This is a genomic window from Brevundimonas sp. UBA5936 (assembly GCA_002430835.1).
GTDB lineage: Bacteria > Pseudomonadota > Alphaproteobacteria > Caulobacterales > Caulobacteraceae > Brevundimonas.
Map to the genome: position 1 here is coordinate 28068 of DJDA01000111.1, position 26013 is coordinate 54080.

At 67.8% G+C, this 26013-nt stretch carries 30 protein-coding genes; 9 read left to right on the plus strand and 21 right to left on the minus strand.

Features of this window, described 5'->3' with window-relative positions:
- Window positions 1-17 precede the first annotated feature (17 nt).
- Both B2Y21_RS10440 and B2Y21_RS10445 read right to left on the minus strand, forming a co-directional pair.
- Window positions 18-908 (minus strand): hypothetical protein, encoded by an 891-nt coding sequence (locus B2Y21_RS10440; RefSeq protein ID WP_292059560.1) that lies wholly within the window; start codon window positions 906-908, stop codon window positions 18-20.
- A gap of 20 nt (window positions 909-928) precedes the next feature.
- Window positions 929-1867, minus strand: a complete 939-nt coding sequence (locus tag B2Y21_RS10445; protein ID WP_292059562.1) for a hypothetical protein — start codon at window positions 1865-1867, stop codon at window positions 929-931.
- Window positions 1868-1979: 112 nt separating this feature from the next.
- On the opposite strand from B2Y21_RS10445, the gene trmFO reads away from it, so the two are divergent.
- Window positions 1980-3392: a methylenetetrahydrofolate--tRNA-(uracil(54)-C(5))-methyltransferase (FADH(2)-oxidizing) TrmFO gene (gene trmFO, locus B2Y21_RS10450; RefSeq protein ID WP_292059564.1), complete on the plus strand. Its 1413-nt coding sequence runs from the start codon at window positions 1980-1982 to the stop codon at window positions 3390-3392.
- On the opposite strand, the gene B2Y21_RS10455 is transcribed toward trmFO, so the two are convergent.
- Window positions 3389-4591 (minus strand): MFS transporter, encoded by a 1203-nt coding sequence (locus tag B2Y21_RS10455; RefSeq protein ID WP_292059566.1) that lies wholly within the window; start codon window positions 4589-4591, stop codon window positions 3389-3391. The genes trmFO and B2Y21_RS10455 overlap by 4 nt on opposite strands.
- Window positions 4592-4655: 64 nt before the next feature.
- On the opposite strand from B2Y21_RS10455, the gene B2Y21_RS10460 reads away from it, so the two are divergent.
- Window positions 4656-5147 (plus strand): MarR family winged helix-turn-helix transcriptional regulator, encoded by a 492-nt coding sequence (locus B2Y21_RS10460; RefSeq protein ID WP_292059568.1) that lies wholly within the window; start codon window positions 4656-4658, stop codon window positions 5145-5147.
- Here the strand turns inward: B2Y21_RS10460 and B2Y21_RS10465 are convergent.
- The 12 genes from B2Y21_RS10465 to B2Y21_RS10520 form a co-directional block, all read right to left on the minus strand.
- Window positions 5144-5677 (minus strand): rhodanese family protein, encoded by a 534-nt coding sequence (locus tag B2Y21_RS10465; protein ID WP_292059570.1) that lies wholly within the window; start codon window positions 5675-5677, stop codon window positions 5144-5146. The genes B2Y21_RS10460 and B2Y21_RS10465 overlap by 4 nt on opposite strands.
- A gap of 26 nt (window positions 5678-5703) precedes the next feature.
- Window positions 5704-6021 carry an ArsR/SmtB family transcription factor gene (locus tag B2Y21_RS10470; protein WP_292059572.1) on the minus strand — a complete coding sequence of 106 codons (318 nt, stop codon included), beginning with the start codon at window positions 6019-6021 and terminating at the stop codon, window positions 5704-5706.
- Window positions 6022-6086: 65 nt separating this feature from the next.
- Window positions 6087-6713, minus strand: coding sequence for a squalene/phytoene synthase family protein (locus B2Y21_RS10475; RefSeq protein ID WP_292059574.1), 627 nt, complete (start codon window positions 6711-6713; stop codon window positions 6087-6089).
- Window positions 6714-6817: 104 nt separating this feature from the next.
- Entirely contained in the window at window positions 6818-7810 is a 993-nt protein-coding gene (gene secF / locus B2Y21_RS10480) for a protein translocase subunit SecF (protein WP_292059576.1), read from the minus strand.
- Window positions 7810-9408, minus strand: a complete 1599-nt coding sequence (secD, locus tag B2Y21_RS10485) for a protein translocase subunit SecD (protein WP_292059578.1) — start codon at window positions 9406-9408, stop codon at window positions 7810-7812. The genes secF and secD overlap by 1 nt, the downstream gene beginning before the upstream one ends.
- A 48-nt stretch (window positions 9409-9456) precedes the next feature.
- On the minus strand, window positions 9457-9771 hold the full coding sequence (gene yajC, locus B2Y21_RS10490) for a preprotein translocase subunit YajC (RefSeq protein WP_003165259.1): 315 nt from the start codon (window positions 9769-9771) through the stop codon (window positions 9457-9459).
- Between the two features lie 146 nt (window positions 9772-9917).
- Entirely contained in the window at window positions 9918-11012 is a 1095-nt protein-coding gene (locus B2Y21_RS10495; protein WP_292059580.1) for a peptidoglycan DD-metalloendopeptidase family protein, read from the minus strand.
- A gap of 126 nt (window positions 11013-11138) precedes the next feature.
- Window positions 11139-11783 carry a protein-L-isoaspartate(D-aspartate) O-methyltransferase gene (locus B2Y21_RS10500; RefSeq protein ID WP_292059582.1) on the minus strand — a complete coding sequence of 215 codons (645 nt, stop codon included), beginning with the start codon at window positions 11781-11783 and terminating at the stop codon, window positions 11139-11141.
- Window positions 11780-12571, minus strand: coding sequence for a 5'/3'-nucleotidase SurE (gene surE, locus B2Y21_RS10505; RefSeq protein ID WP_003165262.1), 792 nt, complete (start codon window positions 12569-12571; stop codon window positions 11780-11782). The genes B2Y21_RS10500 and surE overlap by 4 nt, the downstream gene beginning before the upstream one ends.
- Complete coding sequence (serS, locus tag B2Y21_RS10510) at window positions 12571-13866, minus strand: serine--tRNA ligase (RefSeq protein ID WP_292059584.1); 1296 nt, start codon at window positions 13864-13866, stop codon at window positions 12571-12573. The genes surE and serS overlap by 1 nt, the downstream gene beginning before the upstream one ends.
- Window positions 13867-13952: 86 nt before the next feature.
- The gene (locus B2Y21_RS10515; RefSeq protein ID WP_292059586.1) at window positions 13953-15260 is read right to left on the minus strand and encodes a YceI family protein; all 1308 of its coding nucleotides are present in this window, start codon (window positions 15258-15260) and stop codon (window positions 13953-13955) included.
- A 75-nt stretch (window positions 15261-15335) separates the two neighbouring features.
- Window positions 15336-16049 carry a YceI family protein gene (locus B2Y21_RS10520; RefSeq protein ID WP_292059588.1) on the minus strand — a complete coding sequence of 238 codons (714 nt, stop codon included), beginning with the start codon at window positions 16047-16049 and terminating at the stop codon, window positions 15336-15338.
- A 213-nt stretch (window positions 16050-16262) separates the two neighbouring features.
- Between B2Y21_RS10520 and mutL the strand changes: the two genes are divergently transcribed.
- The 3 genes from mutL to B2Y21_RS10535 all read left to right on the plus strand — a co-directional run bounded on the left by mutL (window position 16263) and on the right by B2Y21_RS10535 (window position 19152).
- Entirely contained in the window at window positions 16263-18185 is a 1923-nt protein-coding gene (gene mutL, locus B2Y21_RS10525; RefSeq protein ID WP_292059590.1) for a DNA mismatch repair endonuclease MutL, read from the plus strand.
- 36 nt (window positions 18186-18221) lie between these two features.
- On the plus strand, window positions 18222-18692 hold the full coding sequence (locus tag B2Y21_RS10530) for a low molecular weight protein-tyrosine-phosphatase (protein WP_292059593.1): 471 nt from the start codon (window positions 18222-18224) through the stop codon (window positions 18690-18692).
- Between the two features lie 184 nt (window positions 18693-18876).
- Window positions 18877-19152: a YjhX family toxin gene (locus tag B2Y21_RS10535; RefSeq protein ID WP_003165268.1), complete on the plus strand. Its 276-nt coding sequence runs from the start codon at window positions 18877-18879 to the stop codon at window positions 19150-19152.
- On the opposite strand, the gene rsmD is transcribed toward B2Y21_RS10535, so the two are convergent.
- Window positions 19135-19710: a 16S rRNA (guanine(966)-N(2))-methyltransferase RsmD gene (rsmD, locus tag B2Y21_RS10540; RefSeq protein WP_269298343.1), complete on the minus strand. Its 576-nt coding sequence runs from the start codon at window positions 19708-19710 to the stop codon at window positions 19135-19137. The two genes, B2Y21_RS10535 and rsmD, sit on opposite strands and share 18 nt — an antisense overlap.
- Before the next feature lie 46 nt (window positions 19711-19756).
- On the opposite strand from rsmD, the gene B2Y21_RS10545 reads away from it, so the two are divergent.
- On the plus strand, window positions 19757-20704 hold the full coding sequence (locus tag B2Y21_RS10545) for a CPBP family intramembrane glutamic endopeptidase (protein ID WP_292059595.1): 948 nt from the start codon (window positions 19757-19759) through the stop codon (window positions 20702-20704).
- On the opposite strand, the gene B2Y21_RS10550 is transcribed toward B2Y21_RS10545, so the two are convergent.
- Both B2Y21_RS10550 and B2Y21_RS10555 read right to left on the minus strand, forming a co-directional pair.
- On the minus strand, window positions 20689-21105 hold the full coding sequence (locus B2Y21_RS10550) for a GFA family protein (RefSeq protein WP_292059597.1): 417 nt from the start codon (window positions 21103-21105) through the stop codon (window positions 20689-20691). The genes B2Y21_RS10545 and B2Y21_RS10550 overlap by 16 nt on opposite strands.
- A gap of 22 nt (window positions 21106-21127) precedes the next feature.
- Complete coding sequence (locus B2Y21_RS10555; protein WP_292059599.1) at window positions 21128-22615, minus strand: pseudouridine synthase; 1488 nt, start codon at window positions 22613-22615, stop codon at window positions 21128-21130.
- 12 nt (window positions 22616-22627) lie between these two features.
- Here B2Y21_RS10555 and tadA point away from each other — a divergent pair, with 12 nt between their 5' ends.
- A complete protein-coding gene (gene tadA / locus B2Y21_RS10560; RefSeq protein ID WP_292059601.1) occupies window positions 22628-23098 on the plus strand; it encodes a tRNA adenosine(34) deaminase TadA in 471 nt (156 codons plus the stop codon).
- Between the two features lie 30 nt (window positions 23099-23128).
- On the plus strand, window positions 23129-23542 hold the full coding sequence (locus B2Y21_RS10565) for an MliC family protein (RefSeq protein WP_046654111.1): 414 nt from the start codon (window positions 23129-23131) through the stop codon (window positions 23540-23542).
- On the opposite strand, the gene B2Y21_RS10570 is transcribed toward B2Y21_RS10565, so the two are convergent.
- The 3 genes from B2Y21_RS10570 to B2Y21_RS10580 are packed head-to-tail and all read right to left on the minus strand — an operon-like array spanning window position 23539 to window position 25792.
- Window positions 23539-24123: a GNAT family N-acetyltransferase gene (locus tag B2Y21_RS10570; RefSeq protein ID WP_292059603.1), complete on the minus strand. Its 585-nt coding sequence runs from the start codon at window positions 24121-24123 to the stop codon at window positions 23539-23541. The two genes, B2Y21_RS10565 and B2Y21_RS10570, sit on opposite strands and share 4 nt — an antisense overlap.
- Window positions 24120-25226 (minus strand): 3-dehydroquinate synthase, encoded by a 1107-nt coding sequence (gene aroB / locus B2Y21_RS10575; RefSeq protein WP_292059605.1) that lies wholly within the window; start codon window positions 25224-25226, stop codon window positions 24120-24122. The genes B2Y21_RS10570 and aroB overlap by 4 nt, the downstream gene beginning before the upstream one ends.
- Window positions 25223-25792, minus strand: a complete 570-nt coding sequence (locus tag B2Y21_RS10580; protein WP_003165277.1) for a shikimate kinase — start codon at window positions 25790-25792, stop codon at window positions 25223-25225. Before B2Y21_RS10580 ends, aroB begins: the two co-directional genes overlap by 4 nt.
- Before the next feature lie 67 nt (window positions 25793-25859).
- Between B2Y21_RS10580 and B2Y21_RS10585 the strand changes: the two genes are divergently transcribed.
- The coding region (locus B2Y21_RS10585; RefSeq protein WP_292059608.1) for a site-specific integrase at window positions 25860-26013 on the plus strand (154 nt) is incomplete at its 3' end.

The window sequence follows — 26013 nt, forward strand, 5'->3', positions numbered from 1 at the left end:
GGCGATGCCGTCTCGGATCAGACGCGCGGCACGCCCTTGATGCCCAGATAGGCGGCCGAGAACGGCGCATAGATGATGGCCGCCTGAGCCGCCGACAGCAGGGCGTTGACCACGCCCCACACCAGCAGCGCCGGCCAGAACTTCACGAGCAGCGTGGCGATATTGGTCGTCTCGGCCCCCGCCAGGCTCTCCAGACCGCCGAAGATCAGGTTCAGCGGCGCGATGACGATGGAGCCCAGCAATCCCACCAGCATCGACATGACGCCCGCCAGCACCGCCATGCCCAACAGCGGCCAGAAGCGGCCCTTGGTCATGGCCCAGCTTTCCTTGATGGCGATCTTCTGCTCCGCAAAGGTCATCGGCGCGACCAGGCTGAGACGCACGGCCAGCCAGACGGCGACCGCCGCTACTCCAAGCCCCACAAGAACCGCCGGCAGGATCAGGAAGGGCGCGCCCATGCTCGCCGCCAGGCCCACGAAGACGCCCACCAGCGCCGTCCCGCCCATCACGACGCCGAACATCAACAACCCCACGAGCACCGTGGCCCCCAGGATGCGCAACTCATCGCGGCCCAGACGCAGATAGCCGAACCGCTTTTCCTCCGGCCGGATGACGGAACGTGCCACCGCCGCCGTCAGCACGGCGCTGAACAGAAGCGACAGCGGCAGAGCCAGCCCCATCATGGCGCCATAGGCCTGGCCCAGGCTGGTCAGGTCGCTCATGGACGGTTCGGCGCTCTGCTCGATCTGCTCGGCCAGGTTGATGATGTTGATCAGGCTGCCGCCCGCCACGGCGAAGAAGACCGCGAAGAAGACGATATAGGCCGCAGCCCAGGCCAGAAGGGCCATCGGCGCCCGACGGGCCAGACGGAAGCCCTCAAAGGCGGATTCGGTGGCGTTGAAACTCATGCTGGCTCCTCGATTCTCGCTCAGCTTAACGCAGCTGCGCCGGTTTCGTCCTGTTTCTGCGTCGCCAGCATCTGCCGGCAGGCCGACACGCCGGGCGCGACCCAGATCGCAACGACGATCCCGTAATAGATCGCCATCGCCACAAAGGCCGCAACGCCCACCGCTGCGACTACGCCGAGGTTGAAGTCAGGGAACCCGCTCTGTGCGCTCTCGGCCCATGCCGCCAACTGGGACCAGAAAGGAATGCTGACGCCCAACGCGATCAATCCAATCACGACCAGAACCAGCACATGGACGACGACCGTGACGGCGAAGGTCGCCGCAAACAGGCCCAGCAGAACGCCGACGCGCCCCTTCGTCATCTTCCACCCCGACACGAAGGCGAAGTCCTGCGACGCAATGCTCAGCGGCATGATCATGGACGTCCGAAGCGCCGCCCAGACAATGCCTACGATCCCCGCCAGCCCGACCACCACCCCCATGATCACGGCCGCCGCTTCAGACACCATCCAGAAGGCCGCCCCGAAGGCGAAGGCCAGCAGCACAACGACCAGCATCACGCCATAGCAGCCCGCCATGACGGCCAGACCGGCCACGGCAACCCTCGCCTCATCCATGCCGACGCGAAGATCGAAGAAGCGACCCGGCGCGCGCTCGGGCCACAGCACAGCACGGCAGATGGCGGCGATGATCAGCACATAGCCGATCAGTTGCACCACATTGATCAGCATGGACCAGGCCTGCATTCGCATCATGGCGGCGAGCGCCTGCGGGCTGGGGTCCGCATCCTCGGCCATCGCGTCAAGACCAATGCTCATGAACAGGTCGATCATGACGATGGCGGACAGCAACAGAGGCAGGGCCAGGACGACGCCCCAGGCCAATACGCTGCCCGGCCGACGCCGGATCAGACGGAAACCATCCGCCAGCGCTTCATCGATCTGGAATCCATGGGTCATGAACAGCCTCCACCGTTTTCTATACGGGGGAAGACGCCGCTGCGACACCCCGCGCCGCCTCAGCTTCCACAGCCTGCATGACAGGACCACGGCGGACGGCTATTAGGCCGCCATGTCGAATGCGCCCACCACTCCCCGCCCCGCTCCTGTGCACGTCATCGGCGGAGGTCTCGCCGGATCCGAAGCGGCCTGGCAGATCGCCCAGGCGGGCGTGCCCGTCATCCTGCACGAAATGCGTCGGGACGAGCCGGAGCAGGTGCGCACCGACGCCCACCACACCACGGGCCTGGCCGAGCTGGTCTGCTCAAACTCCTTCCGGTCGGACGATTGGGAGTACAACGCCGTCGGCCTGCTGCACGCCGAGATGCGGGCGCTGGACAGCCTGATCATGGCTTCGGGCGACGCCAATCAGGTGCCGGCGGGCGGCGCCCTGGCGGTCGACCGCATCGGCTTCTCGGATGCTGTCACGGCCAAGCTGGAAGCTCACCCCCTCGTGACCATCGTCCGCGAGGAGATCGCGGGCATTCCGCCGGAAGACTGGGACAACGTCATCGTCGCCACCGGCCCGCTGACCTCGCCCGCCCTGGCCGACGCCATCCTGAAGGCGACGGGCGAAGAAAGCCTCAGCTTCTTCGACGCCATCGCGCCGATCCTGCACGCCGACAGCATCGACTTCGACGTCGCCTGGCGCCAGTCGCGCTATGACAAGGAAGGCCCCGGCGGCGACGCGGCGGCCTACGTCAACTGCCCGATGGACAAGGCCCAGTACGAAGCCTTCATCGACGCCCTGCTGGGCGGTCCGAAGGCCGAGTTCAAGGAGTGGGAGAACGTCCCCTATTTCGACGGCTGCCTGCCGATCGAAGTCATGGCCGAGCGCGGTCGCGAGACCCTGCGCCACGGCCCGATGAAGCCGGTCGGCCTGACCAATCAGCACAATCCGACGGTCAAGCCCTACGCCATCGTCCAGCTGCGTCAGGACAATGCGCTGGGAACGCTATTCAACATGGTCGGCTTCCAGACCAAGCTGAAATACGGTGCCCAGACCGATGTGTTCCGCATGATCCCCGGACTGGAGAACGCCCAGTTCGCGCGTCTGGGCGGCCTGCACCGCAACACCTTCCTGAACAGCCCGCGCCTGCTGGACAAGCAGATGCGGCTGAAGGCCCTTCCGCGCCTCCGCTTCGCCGGTCAGGTGACGGGGGTCGAGGGTTATGTCGAAAGCGCGGCCATGGGCCTGCTGACCGGCCGCCTGGCCGCCGCCCAGGCGCTGGGGCGCGACCTGGCCCCGCCGCCGCCGGAAACCGCCATGGGCGCCCTGGTCGAACACATCACCGGCGGACATCTGGAAGGTTCGAAGTTCCAGCCGATGAACATCAACTACGGCCTGCTGCCGCCGCTGGAGGCGCCCAAGGTCGATGAGGACGGCAAGCGCATCCATCCCAAGGAACGCGGCCGCGCCAAGAAGCGCCTGCAGAGCATCCGCGCCATGGACGCTCTGAAGGCATGGCGAGACACGGCGGCTTAGCGCAGTTTCGCGCCGCCAGGCTTGAAGGCCAGGGTCATAGCCGCCATGGCGACGAGGCCCAGTCCCATCAGCATCCAGGCCTGGCTGAGGTCCGACAGGCGGTCGCGCAGCAGCCCGGCCGCCAGCGGCGACAGGCTAGCGATGATGTAGCCGCCCCCCTGAACGAAGGCGAGCAGATCGCCCGATCGCACCGGATCGTCGATCTGATCCATGGCCAGGATCAGGGTCAGCGGAAACACCGCGCCGATCCCCAGGCCAAGCAGCAGCATGACCGGAACCGCCAGACTGACCGGGGTCAGCACCAATCCCGCCAGACCGATCAACGCCAGAGCCACCGCCGCCAGCATCGGCCCACGCCGGTCGGGAAAACGCGCGATGAACAGGGACACCAGCACGCCCGCCGCGACCTCGGCGCCCGTCATGCCGCTGAGCAGGAAGCCCGCCGTCGCGCGCGCCTGTCCCATGTCGACGTAGTAAGGCGGCAGCCAGGCCAGCACGAGCGTATAGGCCGAGGTGCCCAGCCCCAAAATCGGAACGAGCGCCCACGCCCTGGGCTGTTTCCAGAACGGAACCTCGTGGGTTCCTTCAGCTACGACGGCGCGGTTCGGCTCCTCGGCCGCCGGGTCGCGCGCAGCGATGATCCAGACGACCGCCGCCAGGAAGGCCGGGACCGCCCATAGAGCCAGCGCCCCGGCCCAGCCGACGGCTCCCGCCAAGCCTGCCGCCGTCGCCGCCGCCACGGCCGCCCCGCCCATGATGCCGGTCGTATAGACGCCCATGACCGTGCCGAAGCGCGTCGGGAAGGCCCGCTTGATGACAACGGGCGCCAGGGCCTGGATCAAGGCCACGCCGACGCCGACCACGACGGCGCTGGCGATCAGACCGGCCGTCCCGTCGAAAACCGCTCGCGCCAGACAGGCCAGGCCGATAAGCACCGCGCCCAGCAGGATGCCCTTGCGCTCGCCCAGGCGTCGCCGCAGCGGCCGGATCGACAGAGCGCCGACGCCGATCATCGCCACCGGCAGGGTGGTCAGCAGGCTGGCCGTGGTCGAATCCATGCCGGTCGCCGCTTCGATCAGGTCCAGCAGCGGCCCTACCGCCGCCATCGCCGGACGCAGGTTCAGCGCCAGGGCGAAGATGGCCGCGATCAACAGCAGACCCGCGCCGCGCGACGGTTGCGGGGCGTTCGACTGATCCATCCGAGGTGACTCCGGCTGCGAAAGGCGATAGTGTCTCGCTATCAAGTATCTTGATGTCAAGACAATGACCGATCGCGCTTCTCGCGCCGCCGCCCAATGGGCGGTCGCGCGCCCCGACCTCGACCTGCTGGCCATGGAGACGCTGGGCCGTCTGCACGAGGCCTCGATTCTGGTGACGCGCGAGCGGCAGGCGCCGCTCTACGCCCGCCATGGGCTGCAGCATGGCGAGTTCGACGTCCTGGCCACCCTGCGGCGCGCGCCGTCGCGGGACGGGCTGACGCCGACGGCCCTCTATGAGGCGACGATGATGTCGTCCGGCGGCATGACGGCGCGGCTGGACCGGCTGCAGAAATCCGGCCTGATCGAGCGCACGCCCCACCCCAGCGACCGCCGCGCTTCGTTGGTCAGGCTGACGGCCAAGGGCTTCGACCTGATCGACGGCCTGATGCCCCTGCACATGGCTGAAAGCCAGACCATGCTGGCCGGCCTGTCGCGCGAGGAGCAGGCCACGCTGAGCGCGCTGCTCGCTCGGCTGATCGGCGCGCTGGAGCCCTAGGCGCGCTTCATCCGGCGGTTCCAGGGCATGACCGCCAGCAGACGCGCCATGCCGCAGAAGCCAGTCGCCCCCGCTACGAACAGGCCCGCGCCGACGAAGGCGCTGATCCCCCAGAAGCCGGGGTGGACCATGACGCCCAGCGCCCCGCCCGCCAGGATCAGCCCGCCCGCCGCCATCTGCACCTGACGCATCAACTCCAGCGGTTGCTTGCGGTCAGCGACGATCGGCAGGCCCGCCTTCTTCCACGCATCCAGACCGCCCGCCAGGACATGCGCCGGGCCATCGATGCGGGCGGCCAGCCGGTCACAGTTGCCGGCCGTGCGATTGCCGCTACGGCACATGAAGATCACGTCCTTGCCGGGATCGAGTCCCAGATCAGCAGCCTCGAAAGCGGACAAAGGCGCCGCCACGGCGCCGGCGATGTGTTCGCGCGCGTGCTCGTCCGGCTCGCGTACGTCGATCAGAACGGCCTGACCAGCTTTCAGGCGGGCGGCGACGTCTGCGGGCGACAAAGAGATTAGCGTATTCATCGGATTCTCCGTCAGGGAGGCGGCGCTCAACGCGCCTCAGGCGGGCAAAAAATCTCGGCCAGCACCCCGATCACCTTCAGGGCGGCGGGATCGGCGATACGATAAAAGACAGCGGTGCCGCTCTTGCGCGCGCTGACCAGCCTGTCCTCGCGCAGGCGCGCTAGATGCTGCGACAGCGCCGATTGCGACAGACCGACCTGTAGATCAGACACTTGGCGTTCGCCCTCGCCGATCTGACACAGGATCATCAGGCGGTGTTCATTGGACAGAGCTTTCAGCAGACGCGACGCATCGCCCGCACTGGCTTGAAAGCGCTCCAGTCCCATACGTTCGAGATCAACCATGGCGCGGATATATGCCGCGACGCTAAATTAGCAATACCTAATATAATAAAATATGACCTGGGAAGTCAGACGCGCCCGCGCAGGACGGCCCAGAACAGGCGCAACCTCTTGAATGGCTCCGGCTCGTCTGCACGGGTCAGAGCCGCTGCCGCCACAGCCGGGAAAGCCGCCGCGGGCAAGACCTTGAGCACCGTGTTGGCCTCAGCCCGCACAGCCTGAACCTCATCCGTTCGTCCGGTCTGGGCCAGGCCACGCAGTCGTCCAGCGACAGCGGCTGACGCCTCATGCCCCTCGCCGGCCAGAACGCGGACAGCCGCTTGCATAGGGCCGACGTAGAAGGCGTCCAGGTCGTGCGGTTCGCCATGCATGCGGCCGATATGCGCCTCGATCAAGGCGTCGAACGGCGCCCGCTCCAGGCCATGCCGCGTCACCGCCGTCGTCAGGGCTTCCAGCACGGGATGGCCGATGCGCGGCGTGTCGGTGAAGACGCCCTCCATCTGCTCGCCCCACCAGGCGTAGCGCATCTCGGCCAACAGAGGCTGGGTCACGCGCGTCGGAATGGCCATCAGCTCCGCCTCGAAGGCGTAGAGGGCGATCAGATCGGCCCGCGCCTGTTCGTCCGCCACGAATCGGCTGGCCAGCCAGCGGTCGAGGTCAGCGGCGCGAACCTGGGCATCAAGATCAACAGTCATGGCGACAGGCCCTTCGACCATTGCAGCGCCCGCATCAAGCCCCAACGCACACGGCCCGCCTCCCTTTCGGAAGACGGGCCGTGGTTCAGAAGCAGGCGACGCCGTTACGGGCGGCTGGCCATGCCAAACTTGACCGGAGTCGTGTCCGCCTTGCCGCCGCCGCTGCGGTCCACGCCCCACAGCAGGATGATCGGCGCGCCCACATAGATGGACGAGAAGGTGCCGATCACGACGCCGAAGGCCAGGGTAATCGAGAAGCCGCGCAAGGCCTCACCGCCGAAGATCGCCAGAACGATCAGCACGATCACGGTCGTCAGGCCGGTGATGATGGTCCGCGAGAGGGTCTCGTTGATCGACAGGTCGATCACCTCGCGCAGTGGCATGACCTTGTACTTGCGCAGGTTCTCACGAAGGCGGTCGAACACGACGACGGTATCGTTCATCGAGTAGCCGATGACCGTCAGCAGCGCCGCGACCAGGTTCAGGCTGAACTCCATCCGCAGGGCGACGATCAGGCCGAACGTCAACGCCACGTCGTGCAGCAGGCCCGCCACGGCGCCGATGCCGAACTGCCACGGGAAGCGGAAGGCGATGTAGAGGAACATCAGCACCACAGCCACCAGCAGAGCCATTACGCCGTTGCCCAGCAGCTCGCCCGAGACCTTCGAGCCCACGACGCTGACGCCCGAATAGGCCACATCGCCGACGGCTTCGCTGATCGCACCTTCAACCTTCTGGACGACGGCCGTCTGGTCTTCGTTTTCCGGCACCTGGAAGCGGACGATGGCGGTCGAGCCGTCGTCCAGGTTGGTGTCGCGTCGCGCGATGCCCTGCACCTGGACATCGCCCAGATCCAGGCCGCTGACGGCGCCGCGCAACTTGTCCAGCTCCAGCACCTGCCCGGCCGGCTTGGCGACTTCCATCGAGGCGCCGCCTCGGAAGTCGATGCCCAGGTTCAGACCGGGGTAGAAGCAGCCGATGATCGCCGCCACCGTCAGGATCGCCGACAGCACGGCGAAACCCTTGGCGTATTTGACGAACTGGAAGTTCGTCTTGTGCGGCAGCAGTTTGATAAGAGGCCAACCGTTCATCGACATCACTCCGCGATCGGCAGTTTCTTCGGCTTGGCGATCTTGAGCCAGTAGCCGAGCAGGACTTGGGCCGTCAGCACCGAAGAGAAGACGGAGGTGAAGACGCCGATGGTCAGTGTCCAGGCGAAGCCGCGCACGGGCCCGGCGCCGAACATGAACATGATGAGCGCCGCCACCAGGGTGGTCAGGTTGGCGTCGATGATGGTGCCCATGGCGCGGTTGAAGCCCGCATCCATCGACGCCACCACGGAACGTCCCTGACGCGCCTCGTCGCGCATCCGTTCATAGATCAGCACGTTGGCGTCGACGGCCACGGCGAAGGTCAGGATCAGACCGGCGATGCCCGGCAACGTCAACGTGGCCTGGGTCAGCGACATGGCCGCGACGATCAGGATGCCGTTCAGGATCAGGCCGATCACGGAAATACCGCCGAACAGGAAGCCGTAGGCCAGGATCATGAAGACCACGATGACCGCGAAGCCCAGGGCGGTCGACAAGGCGCCCGCCGCCACGGCGTCAGCGCCCAGTTCGGCGGTGACGACGCGGCGTTCCTCGACCTTCAGCGGAGCCGGCAGGGCGCCGCCGTTCAGCAGGTTCACCAATTCAGACGCCGAAGCGATGGTGAAGCTGCCGGTGATCTGCCCCCGGCCGCCGGTGATCGGCGACTGGATGGTGGGGGCCGAAATGACCTTGCCGTCCAGGATGATGGCGAAGGGCTTGCCGATGTTCTGGGCGGTCGCCTCGCCGAAACGGCGCGAACCCTGGCTGTCGAACTGGAAGTCGATGGCCGGGCGGTTGTTCTGATCGGCGCCGACGCTGGCGCGGGTCAGGTTCTCGCCCGAGACCAGGATACGGCGCTTGACCAGGAAGGGGGTGCCCAGATCATCAACCAACAGTTCGGCGTCCGGCGGCACGCGACCAGCCAGGGCGTCGGTCAACCCCGTCGGCGAAGTATCGACCATCTGGAAGGTCAGCTGAGCCGTACGGCCCACCAGGCGCTCCAGCTCCGCCGGATCGCTCTGACCCGGCGCCTGGATGACGATGCGGTCGGCGCCCTGACGGATGATGGCGATTTCCTTGGTGCCCGAGCTGTCCAGACGGCGGCGCACGACCTCGATCGACTGATCGACAGCGGTCGCGCCCATGCTGGCCAGGGCCGCGTCGGTGAAGGCGTAGCGGATACGGCCGCCGCCCAGCTTAGTCGCCACGCGGTCCGGCTGGCCCGTCGCGCCAGCGCCCTGCTGGGCCATGGTGCGCAGGGTGTTGAAGGCCGTGTCATAGGCCGCGCCCTCGGCGACGGTCACGACGACGCCGCCCGCCTCGCGCTGCATGCCCGCGATGTTGACCTGGTCTTCCCGCAGGGAAACCCGAACGTCTTCCATCAGGTTGGAAATGCGCTTCTCGCGCATCTCGGGTACATCGACCTCGAGCAGGAGGTAGGAGCCCCCCTGAAGGTCCAGGCCCAGGTTCAGGCCGTTGCTCGGGAGCCAGCTTGGCAGAGCTTCGCGCTGCGCCGGCGACAGCACGCTCGGATAGGCCAGGAACAACCCGAGGACGAGCGATAGCGCGACCAGGGTGATCTTCCAGCGTGAAAGCTGAATCATGTCTCGGTTCTCTTCAGGGCCGGCGCGCGCCGCGCCGAGGCGAGGCTATCAGCCCTTGTCGTTGGCCGCGATGGCGGTGCGGTTGCGGACTTCGGCGATCATAGCCTTGACCACGCGGACGTTCACGCCCTGCGAGATCTCGACCATGGCCTCGGCGTCCTCGACGCGGGTGACCTTGCCGACCATGCCGTTCGACAGGACGACTTCGTCGCCGCGCTTGACGCCGGCGATCAGGGCCTGGTGCGCCTTCATCCGCTTCTGCTGCGGCCGGATCATCAGGAAGTAGAACAGGATGAAGATCGCGACGATCGGCGCGATCTGGATGACTAGGGCCATCAGGCCGCCGTCTTGGGTTGCAGTCATTGGAAACTCCCCGACGCGGGCCGCGCCTTCATCGGGGGCCCATCAAAAACAAGGCGCGGAACCTAGGGCGCGCCGGGCCGATTTGCAACGCGACGCAGTGACAAGAGCATCCGGGCGTCGCCGCCCGGACACGTCTTTTCATCCAATCAGCGCGGAAGCACCGTCAGCGGGTCCAGGGCGACCGGATCATCGCCGCGCATCTGACGCACTTCGTAATGGATCGACGGGCGTCCATCGCCCGCCGTCAGACCCACCGTGCCAATGGCTTGACCAGCCCGAACCTGCGCCCCGTCCCGCACCGTGGCCGAGCCCAGATGGCCGTAGACCGTGCGCCATCCGTCGCGGTGAACGACCAGCACCGTCAGCCCCTGCCCGACGATGTCATCGCCGACATAGGCCACCGTGCCGTCGGCCGAGGCCTTCACCTCGGTTCCGGCCGAAGCGCCGATGTTGATGCCGTTGTTGCGCTCACCCATGCCCACCGGACCGAAGCGACGCAGGATGTCACCACGCACCGGCCATTGCAGGGCCAGCGGTTGACCGACCGCCGTCGAGGGCGTGCGAACTGGCGAAGCAGGCGTCGCCGCAGCGGGCGCGCGAGGCGGCGGCAACGGCGCATTACCGCTGGGCGGCGGCGGCGGCGGAGGAACCACGCCGCTGTTCGGCGTACGCACGCCGACAGGCGACGGCCCCATGGCGTAAGGATCAGTCCCGGCGTCCACCGCGCTGTCCGGCAGGATGATGCGTTGCCCAGCCGAGATCGCGCCGCGCGGCCCCAGGCCGTTCAGATCGATCAGAATCTGCACTGGCGTACGGAAACGACGCCCCACGCCCGAGATGGTGTCGCCCGGCTGGATCACATAGGTCGCGCCAGGCATCGAGGGATTGCCTGCGGCGGGGGGCGGCGTCACCGTGACCGGGGCGCCGGTCGAGGGATAGGCTGGACCGCCCGGAGGGGGCAGGCCGCCGCCCTCGATGCTGCCGGCCGGAGCACGCGGCCCTTCCTCGTACGGCGGAGGCGCAGGCTGCTGCGGCTGTGTCGCCGGGCCCTGGTAATAGGGATTGTTCGGGTAGGCGCCGGGCTGCTGGCCCTGGGGTTGCCCCGGCTGTTGCGGATAGCCGCCCGCCCCCGTCGGCCGGGTCGAATAGCGCGGCTCGCTCGGATAGGTCGAACACGCCGTAACCGCCAGCGCCCCGCCGACGACAACCGCCGCCCTGATCCAGCCTGTGAAGCCGCTCATGCGTCTCTCCGTATTAACCTTGTTCAGCATTCGAACCCGGTTTGCCCCGGTCCGCCGCCAAATCCAACCCAATAACCCGCGCGAAAGTGGGGCGGAAAGGTTAATGGAGCGGTGAGATTTCGCTCCTCAACCCTCTTTCGCCGTACCCTCGACCAGCGGCACGAAGCGAACTTCGCACAGGCTCTCGCGCTGGAAACTGCCGTCCGGCTGGCCCGTGTAGCGGTTCAGCATCTGCACCGAGGTGCGTCCCACCGGCGCGACCAGAACACCGCCTGGCTTCAACTGTTTCAGCAGCTCGGTCGGCTCATGCGGCGAAGCGGCTGTGACCATGATGCGGTCGAACGGCGCCTGCTCCATCCAGCCTTGCCCGCCGTCGCCATGGCGAGTGAAGACATTATCTATGCCGAGTATTTTCAATCGGTTTTCGGCCTCACTTAAGAGACTTTTGTAGCGCTCGACCGAATAGACGAAACGCGCCATCCGGCTGAGGACCGCGCACTGATAGCCGCTGCCGGTGCCGATCTCGAGCACGCGATGGCGCGGCTGAACGTCCAGCGCCTGGGTCATCAGGCCAACGATGAAGGGCTGGCTGATCGTCTGGGCGCAGTCGATCGGCAGGGCCTGATCCTCCCACGCCTGATCGAGGAACTTCTCATGGACGAAGACGGCGCGATCTATGGACTCCATCGCCTTCAGAACCCGCGCGTCCGTCACCCCCTGACGCCGCAGCGACAGGATCAATCGGCCCGCGCGGTCGTCCCTGAGGCTCATTTTTCCTGCGGCCCCTTGGGCGGCGCCCCGCCCAGCACCTTCTTCAGATCGTTGACCGACTGCATGTGCGTCAGGTCGATATGCAGCGGCGTGACCGAGATGCGGCCCTCGTCCATGGCGCGCAGGTCAGTGCCGTCAGCGTGCTCCTGCGGCGCGCCGCGGAAGGCCATCCAGTAGTAGTCGCGGCCGCGCAGGTCGGTGCGGCGGATAGCGTGCATTTCGCCGATGTCGCGGAAGCCCTGGCGCGTCACTTCGACCGTCTTGACCAGTTCGGGCGGCAGGCGCGGGAAGTTGACGTTCATGACCACGCCCTCCCCCCATTTCTGTTCCAGCAGACGGGCGACGATGCCGGGACCGAAGGCCTCAGCCGTTTCCCAATGGGCGATCGCCTCGTCGTGGAAACGCTCCAGCGACTGTGACAGGGCGATGGAGCGGATGCCGAAGGCCATGCCCTGAAGGGCGCCCGCCACCGTGCCGGAATAGCTGACGTCCTCGCCGACGTTGTGGCCGCGATTGACGCCCGACAGCACCAGATCAGGCTTCTCGGGCATGATGTCGTTGACGGCCAGGATGACGCAGTCCGTCGGGGTGCCGGTCACGGCGAACCGCTTGTCGCCCAGTTGATTGACGCGCAGCGGCTCGGTCAGGGTGATGCCCCGCCCCTTGGCCGACTGCTCGGTCTGGGGCGCGACGACCCAGACATCGTCCGACAGGGCGCGGGCGATCTTCTCCAGGCAGGCCAGGCCCTCGGCCTCGATGCCGTCGTCGTTGGTTAGAAGGATACGCATCAGTTGGACGCTACGCCTACAGTCTTGAGTCCGCCCATATAGGGCTGCAGGGCGGCCGGAACCGCGATGGTCCCGTCCTCCTGCTGATAGTTTTCCATCACCGCGACCAGGGTGCGGCCGACCGCCAGACCCGAGCCGTTCAGGGTGTGCAGGAACTCGGTCTTCTTCTCGCCCGCGCGCTTGAACCGGGCGTCCATGCGCCGGGCCTGGAAGTCGCCGCAGTTCGAGCAGGAGCTGATCTCGCGATAGGTGTTCTGCGAAGGCAGCCAGACCTCGAGGTCATAGGTCTTCTGCGCCGAGAAACCCATGTCGCCCTTGCACAGCAGCACCTTGCGATAGGGCAGCTCCAGCGCCTGCAGCACCGCCTCGGCGCAGCCGGTCATGCGCTCATGTTCAGCCTCAGAGTCCTCGGGGCGGCAGATGGAGACCATCTCGACCTTGGAGAACTGGTGCTGGCGGATCAGGCCGCGCGTATCGCGCCCCGCCGACCCGGCCTCGGCGCGGAAGCACGGCGTCAGGGCGGTCAGACGCATGGGCTGGGCCACCTCGTCCTCGGACAGGATCTGCTCGCGCACGAGGTTGGTCAGGGAGACTTCGGCGGTGGGGATCAGCAGATGCTCGCCCGCGCGGAACAGGTCTTCCTCGAACTTCGGCAACTGGCCAGTGCCGAACATGGCGTCGTCCTTGACCATGTAGGGCGGTGCGACTTCCTGATACCCGTGTGTGTCGGTCTGCAGGTCCAGCATGAACTGGCCGATGGCGCGTTCCAGACGCGCCAGCTGGCCCTTCAGCACGGCGAAGCGCGAACCGGACATCTTCGCGGCGGCTTCGAAGTCTAGCAGGCCCAAAGCCTCGCCCAGATCAGCGTGATCCTTGGCTGGCCCCGTCGTGCGCGGCTCGCCCCATTTCAGGACTTCGACGTTGTCGTTCTCGTCCTCGCCGTCCGGCACGTCGGCGGCGGCCAGATTCTTCAGCCCGGCCAGCAGGTCGCGCAATTCAGCGCCCTTGGCGGTTTCGGCCTCGCCCGCATCGACAATCTCGCTCTTGAGAGCTTCAACCTCGGCCTTCAGGCGGTCGGCCTCGGCCATGTCCTTCTTGCCCATGGCCGCGCCGATGGCCTTGGAAGCGGCGTTGCGTTTGGCCAGGGCGTCCTGACCGCGCGTCTGGGCGGCGCGCAGGTCGACGTCCAGCGCCAGAATGCGCGCGACGACATCGGCGGCGTCATCCACGCCGCGCGACGACCAGCCCGCAACGAAGGCTTCGGGATTGTCGCGAATGGCTCGGATATCGTGCATGGCGTCGCTCTTTCGGCGCTCAAGGAAGGGAGAGCCGAAGGCTGTAGCGCCCCGCGCGGAGTCGGGCAAACCCCGCGCCCGATTTCTTAACCCTGACGCGTCGCCGTCACCTTGATCTCGACGCCGATGGCCTTGGACACCCAGTCGCCGCCCGCGTCGGACATCATGCCCATGTTCAGCGCCGTGCGGTCCAGCTCCAGCTTGCCCGCGACCGTGGCCGTGCCGCTCGCCTCGTCGAAGGTGAAGGGCAGGACGACCGGGACCGTCGTCGTCTTGATGCGCAGGGTTCCCGTCGCCTCATAGCGGTTGCCGCCCAGCGCCTTGAACGTCGTCGCTTCGAAGCGGGCGGTCGGATAGGTCGACGCGTCGAACCATTCGGCGCCCGGCAGGCTGCCTTCCTGGGTGGCGTCGCCGGTCTTGGCCGTGCCGGTCTGGACCGTCACCACGGCTTTCGATCCAGCCAGATCGGCCGGGTCGAACCAGACTTGCGCGTCCCACTGCTCGAACCGGCCGGTGAAGGCCTTGCCGGTGTGGGTTCCGGTGAACTGGATGGTCGAGGCGGCCTTGTCCACGGTCCAGGCGGCGGCCGCGCCCGGCGTCACAGCGGCGTCAGCCGCAGGCGCGGCGGCAGGCGCCGAGGCGACCGCCTGCCCCTCCGTCTTGGGCGCAGGCTTGGCCGCCAGTCCGAAGGCGGCGCCGATCACGACCACGAAGGCCACGCCCGCTAGCCGCTCGGCCCAGCGCAGGGCCAGCGTCGGCTCGGGCGCGACACCATGCGCGTCACCGCCATGCGGCAGGACCGGGATCATGTGCGACAGCACGCCGTCGCGCTCAAAGAACTGATGCTTCAGCGCCGCCCCGACGTGCAGGGCGACTAGCACGATCGCGCCCCACGCCAGCTTGCTGTGCGCACCCATGGCCATCCAGGCTGTCGTGCGACGGGCGGCTTCGGAGGCGTGCTCGATGAACGGCAGATGCGGAATGGTGAACAGGCCGAACCAGCTGGTCGCCACGGCCAACGGCGTGTCCGTGACCACGGCCCAGCCGGTCGAGACATAGGCCCAACCCGTCAGCGGCAGGGCCAGCATCAGGGCGTAAAAGGCGGCGTGCGTCGCCCGCGCGGCGAATTGCTCCCACCCCTTCATGGCGCCGGGCAGGGCCGGAACCGGGTGCGTCAGCCGCCACGCGATCCGCAGCACCGTCAGCGCCAGGATCAGGAAGCCGATCGACTTGTGAATCTGGAAGACGCGATAGGCCAGCGCCTGGCTGTCCGGCTCGACAATGGCGTCGCTCATCCACCAGCCCATCGGGATCATCGACAGGATGGCGACCGCGATCAACCAGTGCAGGGTGATGGCGACGGCGCTGTATCGGCTGGGGCGGCGGCGGGTCATGAGAGCTCTCGCGTCAGTCTGAACATGAAGAGGGCGGGGCCGAACGGCCCCGCCCCTTCGTCGTGTCGCAGCCTATCAGGCGGCGGGAGCCGCCGGAGCCGCCGGGGCGACTTCCTGGATGAACTCGGCGTCGAAGCGGATCGTCACTTCATCGCCGACCGGACCCAGCGCCATGCCGAAGTCGGTGCGCTTGAACTTGCCTTCAGCCGAGAAGCCGATGGCCGGCGCCGGCACGAACGGGTGCTTCTCTAGGTCGCCGTTGAAGGTGGCGTCCAGCGTCACAGGCTTGGTCACGCCCAGGAAGGTCAGGTCGCCCGTCACCTTGGCGGTGCGCGTGCCGGTCAGCTCGACCTTGGTCGACTTGAAGGTGATCTGCGGGAAGGCCGTGGCGTTCAGGAAGGCCTTGTTCTTGGCGATGTCCTCGCTCCAGCTCTTGAAGCCGGTGGCGGCGTGGGTGCCGACGTAGTCGCCCGGATAGTTGGCGTCGACCGAAGCCGGATCGATGGTCGCCTCAACCGTGCTGTTGGCCAGGTTGGCGGTGTCCAGCGTGATCTTGGCGTCGAACTTGTTGAAGCGCGCCGTGTAGTTCGAGATCGAGTTGTGCGGCAGCGACCACTGCAGCGAGGCGTGGGTCGGGTCCATCACATAGACGCCCGAGGTCGCCTTCAGCGCGACCGGAGCGGTCGAGGCGGCGTCGGTCGTCGGGGCGCCGGCGGTGTCGGCGGGCTGGCTGCAGGCGGCCAGCAGGGCGGCGGCCGAAACGGCGATCAGGGCGGCTTTGATCTTCATGGGAGAGGAAACCTCAATCAAACGGTTGAAACGAAAACTGGACAGACAGTCCGGAAACAGGTCGAGTGTCCGTCCGGCCTCGCCGTCGGACTGCAACAGTATAAGTTGCCATTCACGCGCTTCAAGCCCCCCGATCACGAAAACAGCCTTCGACCTCACGAAAAAAGGATTGAGGTGCGTCTGCGGGCGACGGCGCCTATCCTCGCGACTCACATGACCATCCGTCGCCTCCCCCCCGAAACCGTCAACCGCATCGCCGCCGGCGAGGTGGTCGAACGCCCCGCCAGCGCCATCAAGGAACTGGTCGAGAACGCCATCGACGCCGACGCCCGCAGCATCGAAATTCAGGCAGACGGCGGCGGCCTGACCCGCATCCTGATCGCCGACGACGGCAAGGGCATCCCGCGCGACGAACTGCCCGTCGCCATCGAACGCCACGCCACATCGAAGCTTGAGCCGGACGATGCGGGCGACGTGGACCTGCTGCGCATCTTCACCCTCGGCTTCCGGGGCGAGGCCCTGCCCTCCATCGGCTCGGTCGCCCGGCTGAACATCACGACCCGCGCGCGCGTCGAGGCGGGCCAGCCTCAGAACGACGCCTGGGCCATTTCGGTCGAGGGCGGCGCCCAGCGGCCCCTGTCGCCCGCCGCCTTCCCCGGCCCGCACGGGGCGCGGGTCGAGGTGCGCGACCTGTTCTACGCCACCCCTGCCCGGCTGAAGTTCATGAAGTCCGAGCGGGCCGAGGCCATGGCCATCTCCGAGGAGATCAAACGCCAGGCCATGGCGCATGAGGCGGTGGCCTTCACCCTTAGCCTCGACGGCAAGACGACCCTGCGCCTGCCCGCCGAACATCCCGGCGACGAGGGACGGCTGAAACGCCTCGGCGCCCTGCTGGGCCGCGACTTCGAGGCCAACGCCCTGCTGATCGATCAGGAGCGCGACGGCGTGCGCCTGTCGGGCTATGCGGGCCTGCCGACCTATTCGCGCGGCAATGCGGCGCACCAGTTCCTGTTCGTCAACGGCCGCCCTGTGCGCGACCGCCTGCTGCAGGGCGCCCTGCGCGGCGCCTACGCCGACTTCCTGGCGCGTGACCGGCACCCGGCGGCGGCCCTCTTCATCGACATCGACCCGCTGTATGTCGACGTGAACGTTCACCCGGCCAAGGCGGAGGTCCGCTTCCGCGATCCGGCGCTGGTGCGCGGCCTGATCGTCGGCGCCCTGCGCCACGCCCTGCACGCGGCGGGACACCGCGCCTCGACCACGGTCGCCGCCGACGCTCTGTCAGGGTTCCGCCCGCATACGGGCGAGGCCCTCTACAACCCGGCCGCGCCGCAGACGTTCAGCAACGCCGCGCCGAGTTGGAGCGGCTGGCAGGGCTGGTCGCAACCGGCCGCCGCCGCCCAGAACCTGCCGGGCCTCAACGAACGCTCCGCCCGCGTCGAGCATACGTGGAGCGGTGAAGCCGCCCCCACCAGCTTCCGCACCCTTGGCGAGATTCAGGCCGAACATGCGGGCCAGATCGCGCCCGGCGCCTCGGCCCCCGCCGACCTGATCGATTACCCGCTGGGCGCCGCGCGGGCCCAGCTTCACGGCAATTACATCGTGGCCCAGACCCGCGACGGCCTGGTCATTGTCGATCAGCACGCCGCCCACGAACGCCTCGTCTATGAGCGGATGAAGGCCCAGATGGCCGACGGCGCCGTCACCCGTCAGGCCCTGCTGACGCCCGAAGTCGTCGAACTGGACCCCGCCGAGGCCGAGCGTGTCGCCGCCAAGGCCGAGGAACTAGCCGAGATGGGCCTGATCGTCGAAGCGTTCGGCGCGGGCGCGGTGCTGGTGCGCGAAACCCCGGCCCTGCTGGGCGACACCGACGTTCAGGGCCTGATCCGCGACATCGCCGACGACCTGTCCGAACACGGCGCCGCCCTGTCGCTGAAGGAGCGGATGGCCGAGGTTTGCGGCACGATGGCCTGCCACGGCTCGGTGCGCTCGGGCCGCGTCCTGTCGGCGCCCGAAATGAACGCCCTGCTGCGCCAGATGGAGGCCACGCCCCACTCCGGCCAGTGCAACCACGGCCGTCCGACCTATGTGGAGCTGAAGCTGCACGATCTAGAGAAGCTGTTCGGACGGCGATGATCTTTTCGTCACCCTACCGCTTCGCTACCTGAGGGCATGACTCCTTCCGTCCTCTTCGTTTGCCTCGGCAACATCTGTCGCTCGCCGCTGGCTGAAGCGGCCTTCCGTGAAGAGGCGCGCCGCCTGAAGCTGGATGTGGTCGCCGATTCCGCAGGCACAGGCGGCTGGCACGTCGACTCTCCGCCTGATCCGCGGGCGCAGGCGGTCGCGTTGAAAAACGGCGTCGACATCTCGGCCCTGCGCGGCCGTCAGGTGAAGCCCGCCGACTACCGCCGCTTCACCCATCTGGTGGCGATGGATCACGATAATCTGGCCAACCTGCGCCGCCTCGCCCCGCCCGACGCCACGGCCGAACTGTCCCTGTTGCTGGATCACGTCGAGGGCCGCGCCGGTCAGGCCGTGGCCGATCCCTATTTCGGCGAGGACGACGGCTTCGACGTCACCTGGGCCGACGTCACGGCCGGCGCCCGCGCCCTGGCCTCCGAGCTTCAGCGCCGCAGAGGTTGAAGCGCCTAGCCGCCGACCACACCTCGCGCTATAAGCCGCGCCTTCCCCCAATGGGATGGAACCATGTTTGAGATTGTAGCCACGGCATAGGCCTGGACGCTGATCGTCCCGAGGCCTCCTGAGCCCGCCCCGCGCCCCGTTGCGCCGGGCGCGTGTCTTCTCATGCCTTGGAAATCTCAATCCCATGAACCTGTCACGTGCGGAGCAACGCACGCTCCACGCCCTCGCCCAGGGCGGTCGCATCCTGCTGGAACGCGACGAACAGGGCCGCATCCTGGCCGCCCGCTGCTTCACCCGCGAAGGCTGGGTGCTGGACGGCTGTAACCTCGATCAATGGCGCAGCCTGAAGCGCAAGGGCGTCATCAAGTCCCGCAACGGTGGCCCCTATGTCGTCAACCGCGACGGCCTCAGCCGCCTGCGCAGCCGGGCCGACAACCGGACCTCAGGTCGAAGCTTCTGACGCCCTGAGGAACAGGACGCGCGCGGCGCCGTAGTCGCGCGCGTCCAATCGCTCATAGCCGGGGGTGTCGATCTCGGGCTCGTCCGAGCCGCGCTCGAACACCACAATGGCGCCCGGCGCCAGCCAGCCGCCCTCCAGCAACCGCGCCAGCGTCTGCTCTCCCAGCCCCTTGGCGTAGGGCGGGTCCAGAAACGCCAGGGTGAAGGCCTCGCCCGCCGAACCGGGGCGCGGCCCCAGATCGGTCGCGCTGCGCCGATGCACACGGCACCGTCCGAACAGGCCATAGGCGTCCATGTTCTCGCGGATCGCGCCGCGCGCGCCGTCGTCCGTATCCACAAACAGGCAAAAGGCCGCCCCGCGCGACAGCGCCTCGAACCCCAGCGCGCCCGAACCGGCGTACAGATCGATCACCCGCGCCTCATGCAGGCCTTCGGCCCACGGCGCATGCTCCAGCACGTTGAAGATCGCCTGACGCGCCCGATCCGACGTCGGCCGCGTGTTCTGTCCCTCGGGCGTGACGATGGCCCGACCGCGATATTGTCCAGCGACGATTCTCATGACCCCGCCTCTGGACCGACCACGCGCGCAATGCAACGGTCGCCCCATGTCGAACGCCGGATTCTCAGGCTCCCGCCTCTCGCCATTTCTCGTTGCAATTGAAGAAGCGCGTAACAGTCCGCTGATCGTCGGCGCTCGGCCCGCGGCGCGGTGGAAGCGGCTCGCGGGCTTCATCGCCCTGTCGTTCGTACTGATGATCGCCGCCTCCATCGTCATCGCCCTGGCGATGATCGCCATCGAAGCGATGGGCCTTGTTCGGGCCGGCGTCTTTGACCCTGTGCCGGAAGGACCGAACCGTCTGTATGGCGAAATCGTATCCGTGCTGGGCCTCGGCGCCTTCCTCGGTTTGTTGGCGGGCGCCGTGCTGCTCAGCGCCAAGATAGCCTATGGCGCGCCGACGACGGCCTTCCTGTGGCCCGGCCGCCCCTTCGCCCGACGCCAGCTGTGGCTCGGGTTCATCGTCATGGCCGTCGTGGGTAGCGCCAGCGTTCTGATCTACAACCTGATCGACCCCACGGGTCCGGCGCCGATCGTGAATCCCGCCTATTCGATCGAAAGCCGCCTGTTCTACGTCGCCGCCGCGACCCTCGGCCTGTTCGCCGCAGCCGCCGCCGAAGAGGTCGTCTTTCGCGGCGTCCTGCTCCGGGTGACGGGCGGATTCACAGGCAGCCTGATCATCCTATGCCTGTTCAACGCCGTCGTGTTTTCCGCCATTCACCTGGACCCCGATCCTGTGGCCTTCGTCGCGCGCGCCCTGTCAGGCCTGATCTGGACCTGGGCGGCCTTGCGCCTTGGCGGGATCGAGTTCGCCATCGGCGCCCACTGGGCCGGAAACCTCGCCATCGCCCTGCTGGGCGAACCGCTGACCACGGAAGCGGTTTCCACGGAGCCCACGCCGCTATCGGCGCTTGCCTATGAAGCCGTCGCCCTGGTCGTGGTGTTGATCGTCGTCGAGCGGATCGTGCGCGCCCGACGCGCTCAGCCCTCCGCGTAAAGCGCCTCGACCTCGGCGCCGGTCATGCGGGAGCGATCGCCGGCGAAGGCGTAGTTGCTAGGCTTGGCGTCGATATAGATCTCGCTGTCGAAGGCGAAGACCGACGGATCGTCGAACGCTTGGACCGAGACCATGACCATGCCGCCCGCCTTCAATCGCCAGAACAGGTTGGAGCCGCAGGCCGAACAGAACTGCCGCACGGCCCAATCGGACGAGTCATAGGTCGACAGCGGCCCCTCGACCTCGACAGTGTCGCCGCAGTCGACGCTGAGCGACACCCCGCCCGAAGTCCGGCGGCACCGTTCGCAATGGCAGGCGTGCATTCCGCCCTTGGGCGTGGCGGTGAAGCGCACCGCCCCGCACAGGCAGCGGCCGTTCAACTGGGTTTCAACGTCCGCCATGCCTTGCGCCTCTGCTCAATAGTCAGCCGCGTCCGCGCGGGCCGCCACGACCGCCTGCACCGCCCGAAGGCTTGCCGCCGAAAGGTTTGCCGCCGCCGCGAGGACCGCCTGGTCGGTCGCCCGAACGAGAGTCCGAACGCGCATCGGGACGCCCACCGGCTCCACCGGGACGACCGAACGGCTTGCCGCCGGGCTTTCCGCCGGGACGGCCGCCCTTGGGCGGACCGCGGCGGTCGTCGATGAACTGGTCGGCGCGCGGTTCGCGCGGCGTGAACGGACGGCGCGGACGATCGCCGCCTTCCGTCCCTTCGTCATCGCCCGGACGGGCGCGCGGCTTGAAGGTCTTCTTGTGCTCGAACTTCGGCTTGGCCTTGGCCCAGCCCTCCTTGCGAGCGGGCTTGCCGAACTCAGCGCCTTCCTCGGCGGCCGTTTCGGCGGCGCGCACGCGGCTGGGCTTGCGCGAGGGGTCCGACATGGCCGAGCCGGACTTGCCGCGCACGATCGGCGTGTTGGCGCGACGCCCCGGAATAGGCGCCGGCGTCGCGACCGTGTTGCCGGTCGGCAGGTTCTCGGGACGGATATGCTCGGCCAGCATCTCGCGGATCACGCGCGGGCCGACTTCCTCAACCGATCCGACCGGCAAGGTGCCGAGTTGGAACGGACCATAGGCCAGGCGGATCAGGCGGTTGACCGTCAGGCCGATGCTCTCCAGCACCTTGCGGACTTCGCGGTTCTTGCCCTCGGTGATCGAGACGCTGAGCCACAGGTTGGCCGACGACTTTTCACCCTCAGTCTTTTCCTTGGCCTTGTCGATGGTGGCTTCCACGGGGCCGTAGCGCACGCCGTCGACGACCACGCCGTCCTTCAGCTTGTCCAACTGCTCCTGGGTGATGCGGCCGCGCGCACGGGCGCGATACTGGCGCACCAGGGCCGTGTCCGGCAGTTCCAGCGCCCGGCTGAGTTCGCCGTCGTTGGTCAGCAGCAGCAGGCCTTCGGTCGCCAGATCGAGGCGGCCGACCGAAATCACGCGCGGAAGGCCGCTGGGCAGGGCGTCGAACACGGTCGGGCGGCCCGCCGGATCGTTGTGGCTGGTGATCAGGCCTGCGGGCTTATGATAGCGCCAAACGCGCGTCGCCTGGGCCGCGCCGATCGGCTTGCCGTCGACGGTGATCTTGTCGTCGCGCGTCACCAGTACGGCGGGCGTGGCCAGGATGCGGCCGTTCACCGCCACCTTGCCCAGACCGATCAGCCGTTCGACCTCACGACGCGAGGCGATGCCCGCGCGGGCCATAGCCTTGGCGATTCGTTCGGTGCGTTCGGGGCCCTTGGCCTCGGGCGCGGACTTGTCGCTCGACTTGCCCCCGGCGCGGTCGCGAGGCTTGCCGCCCGGCTTTCCGTCCTTGTCGAAGGGCTTTCGCGGGCCTTTATCGGCGAAATTGCGGGGACCGCGCGCGCCGTCGTCTTGACGGGAACGGGGCTTCTTGTCGTTGTCTTTGGGATGGCGATCCATGATGAGCGGTTCATGAGCATGGCGCTCGATCTGGCGCAAGCGGCGGCTGAGGCCGGCGAGGTGCCGGTCGGGGCCTTGATCGTGGACGAAAACACCGGCGAAGTGCTTGGGCGCGGGCAAAACGGGCCCATCACGGCCCATGATCCGACCGCCCATGCCGAGATCGTCGCCCTGCGCGATGCGGCGGCGAAGTTGCAGAATTATCGCCTTACGGACCTGACTCTCTACGTCACCCTTGAGCCTTGCGCCATGTGCGCGGGCGCCATCAGCCACGCCCGCATCGGCCGCGTGGTTTGGGGCGCGGACGATCCCAAGGGCGGCGCCGTGATCCACGGCGGGCGTTTCTTCGACCAGCCGACCTGTCACTGGCGGCCCCGGACCGAGAGCGGCGTCATGGCTGATCCGGCCGCTGAAATGCTGCGCAGCTTCTTCCGCTCACGCCGGAAATCACGATCAGGAACGCTGAGCGACGCCGGGCGTTGAGTTTCCAAGCTTGACCTTGAGAGGCTCCTCTTGCCGACCCGTATCCTCTGGCCGACCATCGTCTCCGTCCTGGTGCTGTTGTCCGCCTGCGGTCAGGAGCCGCGCGAGGCCCCGACCGACGGCGACGCCGTGCGCGAACGCGCCGTCGAAGCCCAGACCGCGCGCCGCCGCACCGGCGCCGAGCTTCAGGACCGCGCCCTGAACCGCGTCGTCCACGCCGTCTACCTGTGCAACAACTCCGAACGTCTGTCGGTCGACTTCGACAACCCCCGCCAGATGGCCACCGTGCGCAACTCCAGCGGCGAGGCGGTGGATCTGTTCCAGGAACGCGCCGCCGACGGCATCTGGTATCGCGCCTCCGGCTATGAGCTGCGCGGCAAGGGCGTCATGGCGACATGGACCGCCGCCGACCGCGAACCCACCGAATGCCGGGCCGTCGACTAGGCGAGCGCCGCCAACCGTTCGTCTAGCCGTCGCCGCACGTCGGGCCAGTCCTCGTCCAGAATGGCGAACTGCGCCGTATCCCGCGCCCGCCCGGTCCAGGTCGTCTTGTGCTTGCGCAGCACGCCTTCAAAGGTCGCGCCCAGCTTGCGGATGGCCGCCTGGCTGGCGGCGTTCAGGGCGTCGGTGATGATCTCGACCCGGATCGCCCCGTTCGAAAAGGCGTAGTCCAGCAACAAACGCTTGCACGCCGGGTTGATCGCCCCGCCCCGCGCCTCGGGTCGATAGAAGGTCGAACCGATCTCGCAGCGCCGATGCTCGGGCTTGATCTCATAGAGGCTGGTCGTGCCGACCACGGCGCCGTCCCTGCGCCGCACGGCATAGGCGATGCGAGACCCCGCCGCCATCGCCTTCAGCGCCGCGTCCCACCAGCCGTCGAAGTGCGCGCCATAGGCGGCCGCGACCATGCCGTTCCAGGCGTCCGGGTCGCAGTCCAGCGCCGCCCGAACTTCATCCTTCAGCGCCTCGGTGAACGGCTCCAGCCGGACGAAGGCGTCTTCAAGGACGACGGGCGACAGTTTCACGCCGCGCCTTCCTCGATCAGGAAGGCGCGCACCGCCTCGGCGTCCACGTCCTTGTCGGTGAAGGCGTCGCCGACGGCCCGCGCCAGGATCAGGGTCAGGCGTCCGCCCTCGGCCTTCTTGTCCCCCGCCATGCGCGCGATCAGGGCGTCGGCCGCGAAGGCGTGGGCCACATCCGAAAGTCGCGTCGGCAGGCCCGCCGCGCGGATGCCCGCCTCGGCCCGCTCGGCCTCGACCGCCGGGCAAAGCCCCTGCCGCGCCGAATAGCGGAAGGCCATGGCGCAACCCAGCGCCACCGCCTCGCCGTGGGTCAGGGTCTCGTCAAACGCCAGCTCAGCCTCCAGGGCGTGACCGAAGGTGTGGCCCAGGTTCAGCAGGGCGCGACGGCCCGCCTCCTTCTCATCCTCGCCGACGATCTGAGCCTTGATCTCGACCGAGCGGATCACCGCCCGCTCCAGCGCGTCAGGGTCGCCCTTGGCGCCCGCTGCCCCCTCGCCGCCCAGCCAGTCGAAGAAGGCCGCGTCGCAGATCAACCCGTGCTTAAGCACCTCGGCCCAGCCCGAACGCACCTGGCGCACCGGCAGGGTGGCCAGGGCCTCGATGTCCGCCAGCACCCGGCGCGGCTGATGGAAGGCGCCAATCAGGTTCTTGCCGCGCGGTGTGTCGATCGCCGTCTTGCCGCCGACCGAGGAATCCACCTGAGCCAGCAGAGTGGTCGGAACCTGCACGAAATCCACGCCGCGCATGAACAGGGCCGCCGCCAGGCCGGCCAGGTCGCCCACCACGCCGCCGCCCAGGGCGACGACCACGCTCTTGCGATCCAGCCCTTCGGCCAGCAATCGGTCCAGCACCGCCTCAAGCTGCTCGAAAGACTTGGACGCCTCGCCCGCCGGAACGGTGACGATACCCGTCGCCAAGCCCGCCACCGCCAGAGAGGCGCGCACCGTCTCGCCGTGGATCGCCGCCACCGTCTCATCGCTGACGATGAAGGCGCGCGTGGGCTTCAACGCGACGACCTCGGCTCCCGCCGTCTTCAGCAGCCCCCGCCCGACGACGACCTCATAGGGGGCGAAGGCGCCGCCCGCGACCGGGATCGTCGTGGTCATGACTGGGTCTCCTGCCGTCCGAACCGGCGCAATTGTTTCAGGATGGCCTCGACGGCCTGGGCATGCGATCCGCCGCCCACATCGACCGTCAGATCGGCCTCGCCGTAGATGGGATAGCGCGCCTTGGCCAGGTCGTTGAGGGCCGTCAGAGGATCGCGATTGCGCAACAGCGGCCGGGTGTCGCGTCGTCCTACCCGCTCGGCGATGACCTTCAGGTCCGCGCGCATCCAGACGCTGACGGCGTGCTGCTTCATCAGGGCGCGGGTGTCGGGGTTGAGCACCGCCCCGCCCCCGGTCGCCAGCACGATCGGCGGCCCTTCCAGCAGGCGCTTCATCACCCGCGCTTCGCCTGCCCGGAACTCGACCTCGCCGCGCGTGGCGAAGATTTCGCTGACGGTCATGCCCGCCGCTTCCTCGATCACATGATCGCCGTCAGCGAACGGCAAGCCCAATCGGGCCGCCAGGCGCCGCCCCACGGTCGATTTTCCGACGCCCATCAGCCCCACCAAGGCTATGGTGCGGACCGAAGACAACGGGAAGGAATCAGGCGAGGCGTCGGAAGGCATGGTCCGTACACCCTCTACACCAGACGCCGCCCGGCTCCACACCCAGAAGCGATGACCTGACGCCCGCATGACCCCGCAGATCGAAGCCTTTCTGGAGATGATGGCGGTGGAGCGCGACGCCTCGCCTCACACCCTGTCAGCCTATGGCCGCGATCTGACGGACGCAGAGACCTGGCTGAACGACGCCGGCGGTCTGATGGGCGCGCCGCAGGAGGCGCTGG

Bases quoted from the DNA above. Each gene is read 5' to 3' on its own strand.
- B2Y21_RS10440 (WP_292059560.1), bottom strand. From the start codon at position 908: ATGAGTTTCAACGCCACCGAATCCGCCTTTGAGGGCTTCCGTCTGGCC.
- B2Y21_RS10445 (WP_292059562.1), bottom strand. From the start codon at position 1,867: ATGACCCATGGATTCCAGATCGATGAAGCGCTGGCGGATGGTTTCCGT.
- trmFO (WP_292059564.1), top strand. From the start codon at position 1,980: ATGTCGAATGCGCCCACCACTCCCCGCCCCGCTCCTGTGCACGTCATC.
- B2Y21_RS10455 (WP_292059566.1), bottom strand. From the start codon at position 4,591: ATGGATCAGTCGAACGCCCCGCAACCGTCGCGCGGCGCGGGTCTGCTG.
- B2Y21_RS10460 (WP_292059568.1), top strand. From the start codon at position 4,656: ATGACCGATCGCGCTTCTCGCGCCGCCGCCCAATGGGCGGTCGCGCGC.
- B2Y21_RS10465 (WP_292059570.1), bottom strand. From the start codon at position 5,677: ATGAATACGCTAATCTCTTTGTCGCCCGCAGACGTCGCCGCCCGCCTG.
- B2Y21_RS10470 (WP_292059572.1), bottom strand. From the start codon at position 6,021: ATGGTTGATCTCGAACGTATGGGACTGGAGCGCTTTCAAGCCAGTGCG.
- B2Y21_RS10475 (WP_292059574.1), bottom strand. From the start codon at position 6,713: ATGACTGTTGATCTTGATGCCCAGGTTCGCGCCGCTGACCTCGACCGC.
- secF (WP_292059576.1), bottom strand. From the start codon at position 7,810: ATGTCGATGAACGGTTGGCCTCTTATCAAACTGCTGCCGCACAAGACG.
- secD (WP_292059578.1), bottom strand. From the start codon at position 9,408: ATGATTCAGCTTTCACGCTGGAAGATCACCCTGGTCGCGCTATCGCTC.
- yajC (WP_003165259.1), bottom strand. From the start codon at position 9,771: ATGACTGCAACCCAAGACGGCGGCCTGATGGCCCTAGTCATCCAGATC.
- B2Y21_RS10495 (WP_292059580.1), bottom strand. From the start codon at position 11,012: ATGAGCGGCTTCACAGGCTGGATCAGGGCGGCGGTTGTCGTCGGCGGG.
- B2Y21_RS10500 (WP_292059582.1), bottom strand. From the start codon at position 11,783: ATGAGCCTCAGGGACGACCGCGCGGGCCGATTGATCCTGTCGCTGCGG.
- surE (WP_003165262.1), bottom strand. From the start codon at position 12,571: ATGCGTATCCTTCTAACCAACGACGACGGCATCGAGGCCGAGGGCCTG.
- serS (WP_292059584.1), bottom strand. From the start codon at position 13,866: ATGCACGATATCCGAGCCATTCGCGACAATCCCGAAGCCTTCGTTGCG.
- B2Y21_RS10515 (WP_292059586.1), bottom strand. From the start codon at position 15,260: ATGACCCGCCGCCGCCCCAGCCGATACAGCGCCGTCGCCATCACCCTG.
- B2Y21_RS10520 (WP_292059588.1), bottom strand. From the start codon at position 16,049: ATGAAGATCAAAGCCGCCCTGATCGCCGTTTCGGCCGCCGCCCTGCTG.
- mutL (WP_292059590.1), top strand. From the start codon at position 16,263: ATGACCATCCGTCGCCTCCCCCCCGAAACCGTCAACCGCATCGCCGCC.
- B2Y21_RS10530 (WP_292059593.1), top strand. From the start codon at position 18,222: ATGACTCCTTCCGTCCTCTTCGTTTGCCTCGGCAACATCTGTCGCTCG.
- B2Y21_RS10535 (WP_003165268.1), top strand. From the start codon at position 18,877: ATGAACCTGTCACGTGCGGAGCAACGCACGCTCCACGCCCTCGCCCAG.
- rsmD (WP_269298343.1), bottom strand. From the start codon at position 19,710: ATGAGAATCGTCGCTGGACAATATCGCGGTCGGGCCATCGTCACGCCC.
- B2Y21_RS10545 (WP_292059595.1), top strand. From the start codon at position 19,757: ATGTCGAACGCCGGATTCTCAGGCTCCCGCCTCTCGCCATTTCTCGTT.
- B2Y21_RS10550 (WP_292059597.1), bottom strand. From the start codon at position 21,105: ATGGCGGACGTTGAAACCCAGTTGAACGGCCGCTGCCTGTGCGGGGCG.
- B2Y21_RS10555 (WP_292059599.1), bottom strand. From the start codon at position 22,615: ATGGATCGCCATCCCAAAGACAACGACAAGAAGCCCCGTTCCCGTCAA.
- tadA (WP_292059601.1), top strand. From the start codon at position 22,628: ATGAGCATGGCGCTCGATCTGGCGCAAGCGGCGGCTGAGGCCGGCGAG.
- aroB (WP_292059605.1), bottom strand. From the start codon at position 25,226: ATGACCACGACGATCCCGGTCGCGGGCGGCGCCTTCGCCCCCTATGAG.
- B2Y21_RS10580 (WP_003165277.1), bottom strand. From the start codon at position 25,792: ATGCCTTCCGACGCCTCGCCTGATTCCTTCCCGTTGTCTTCGGTCCGC.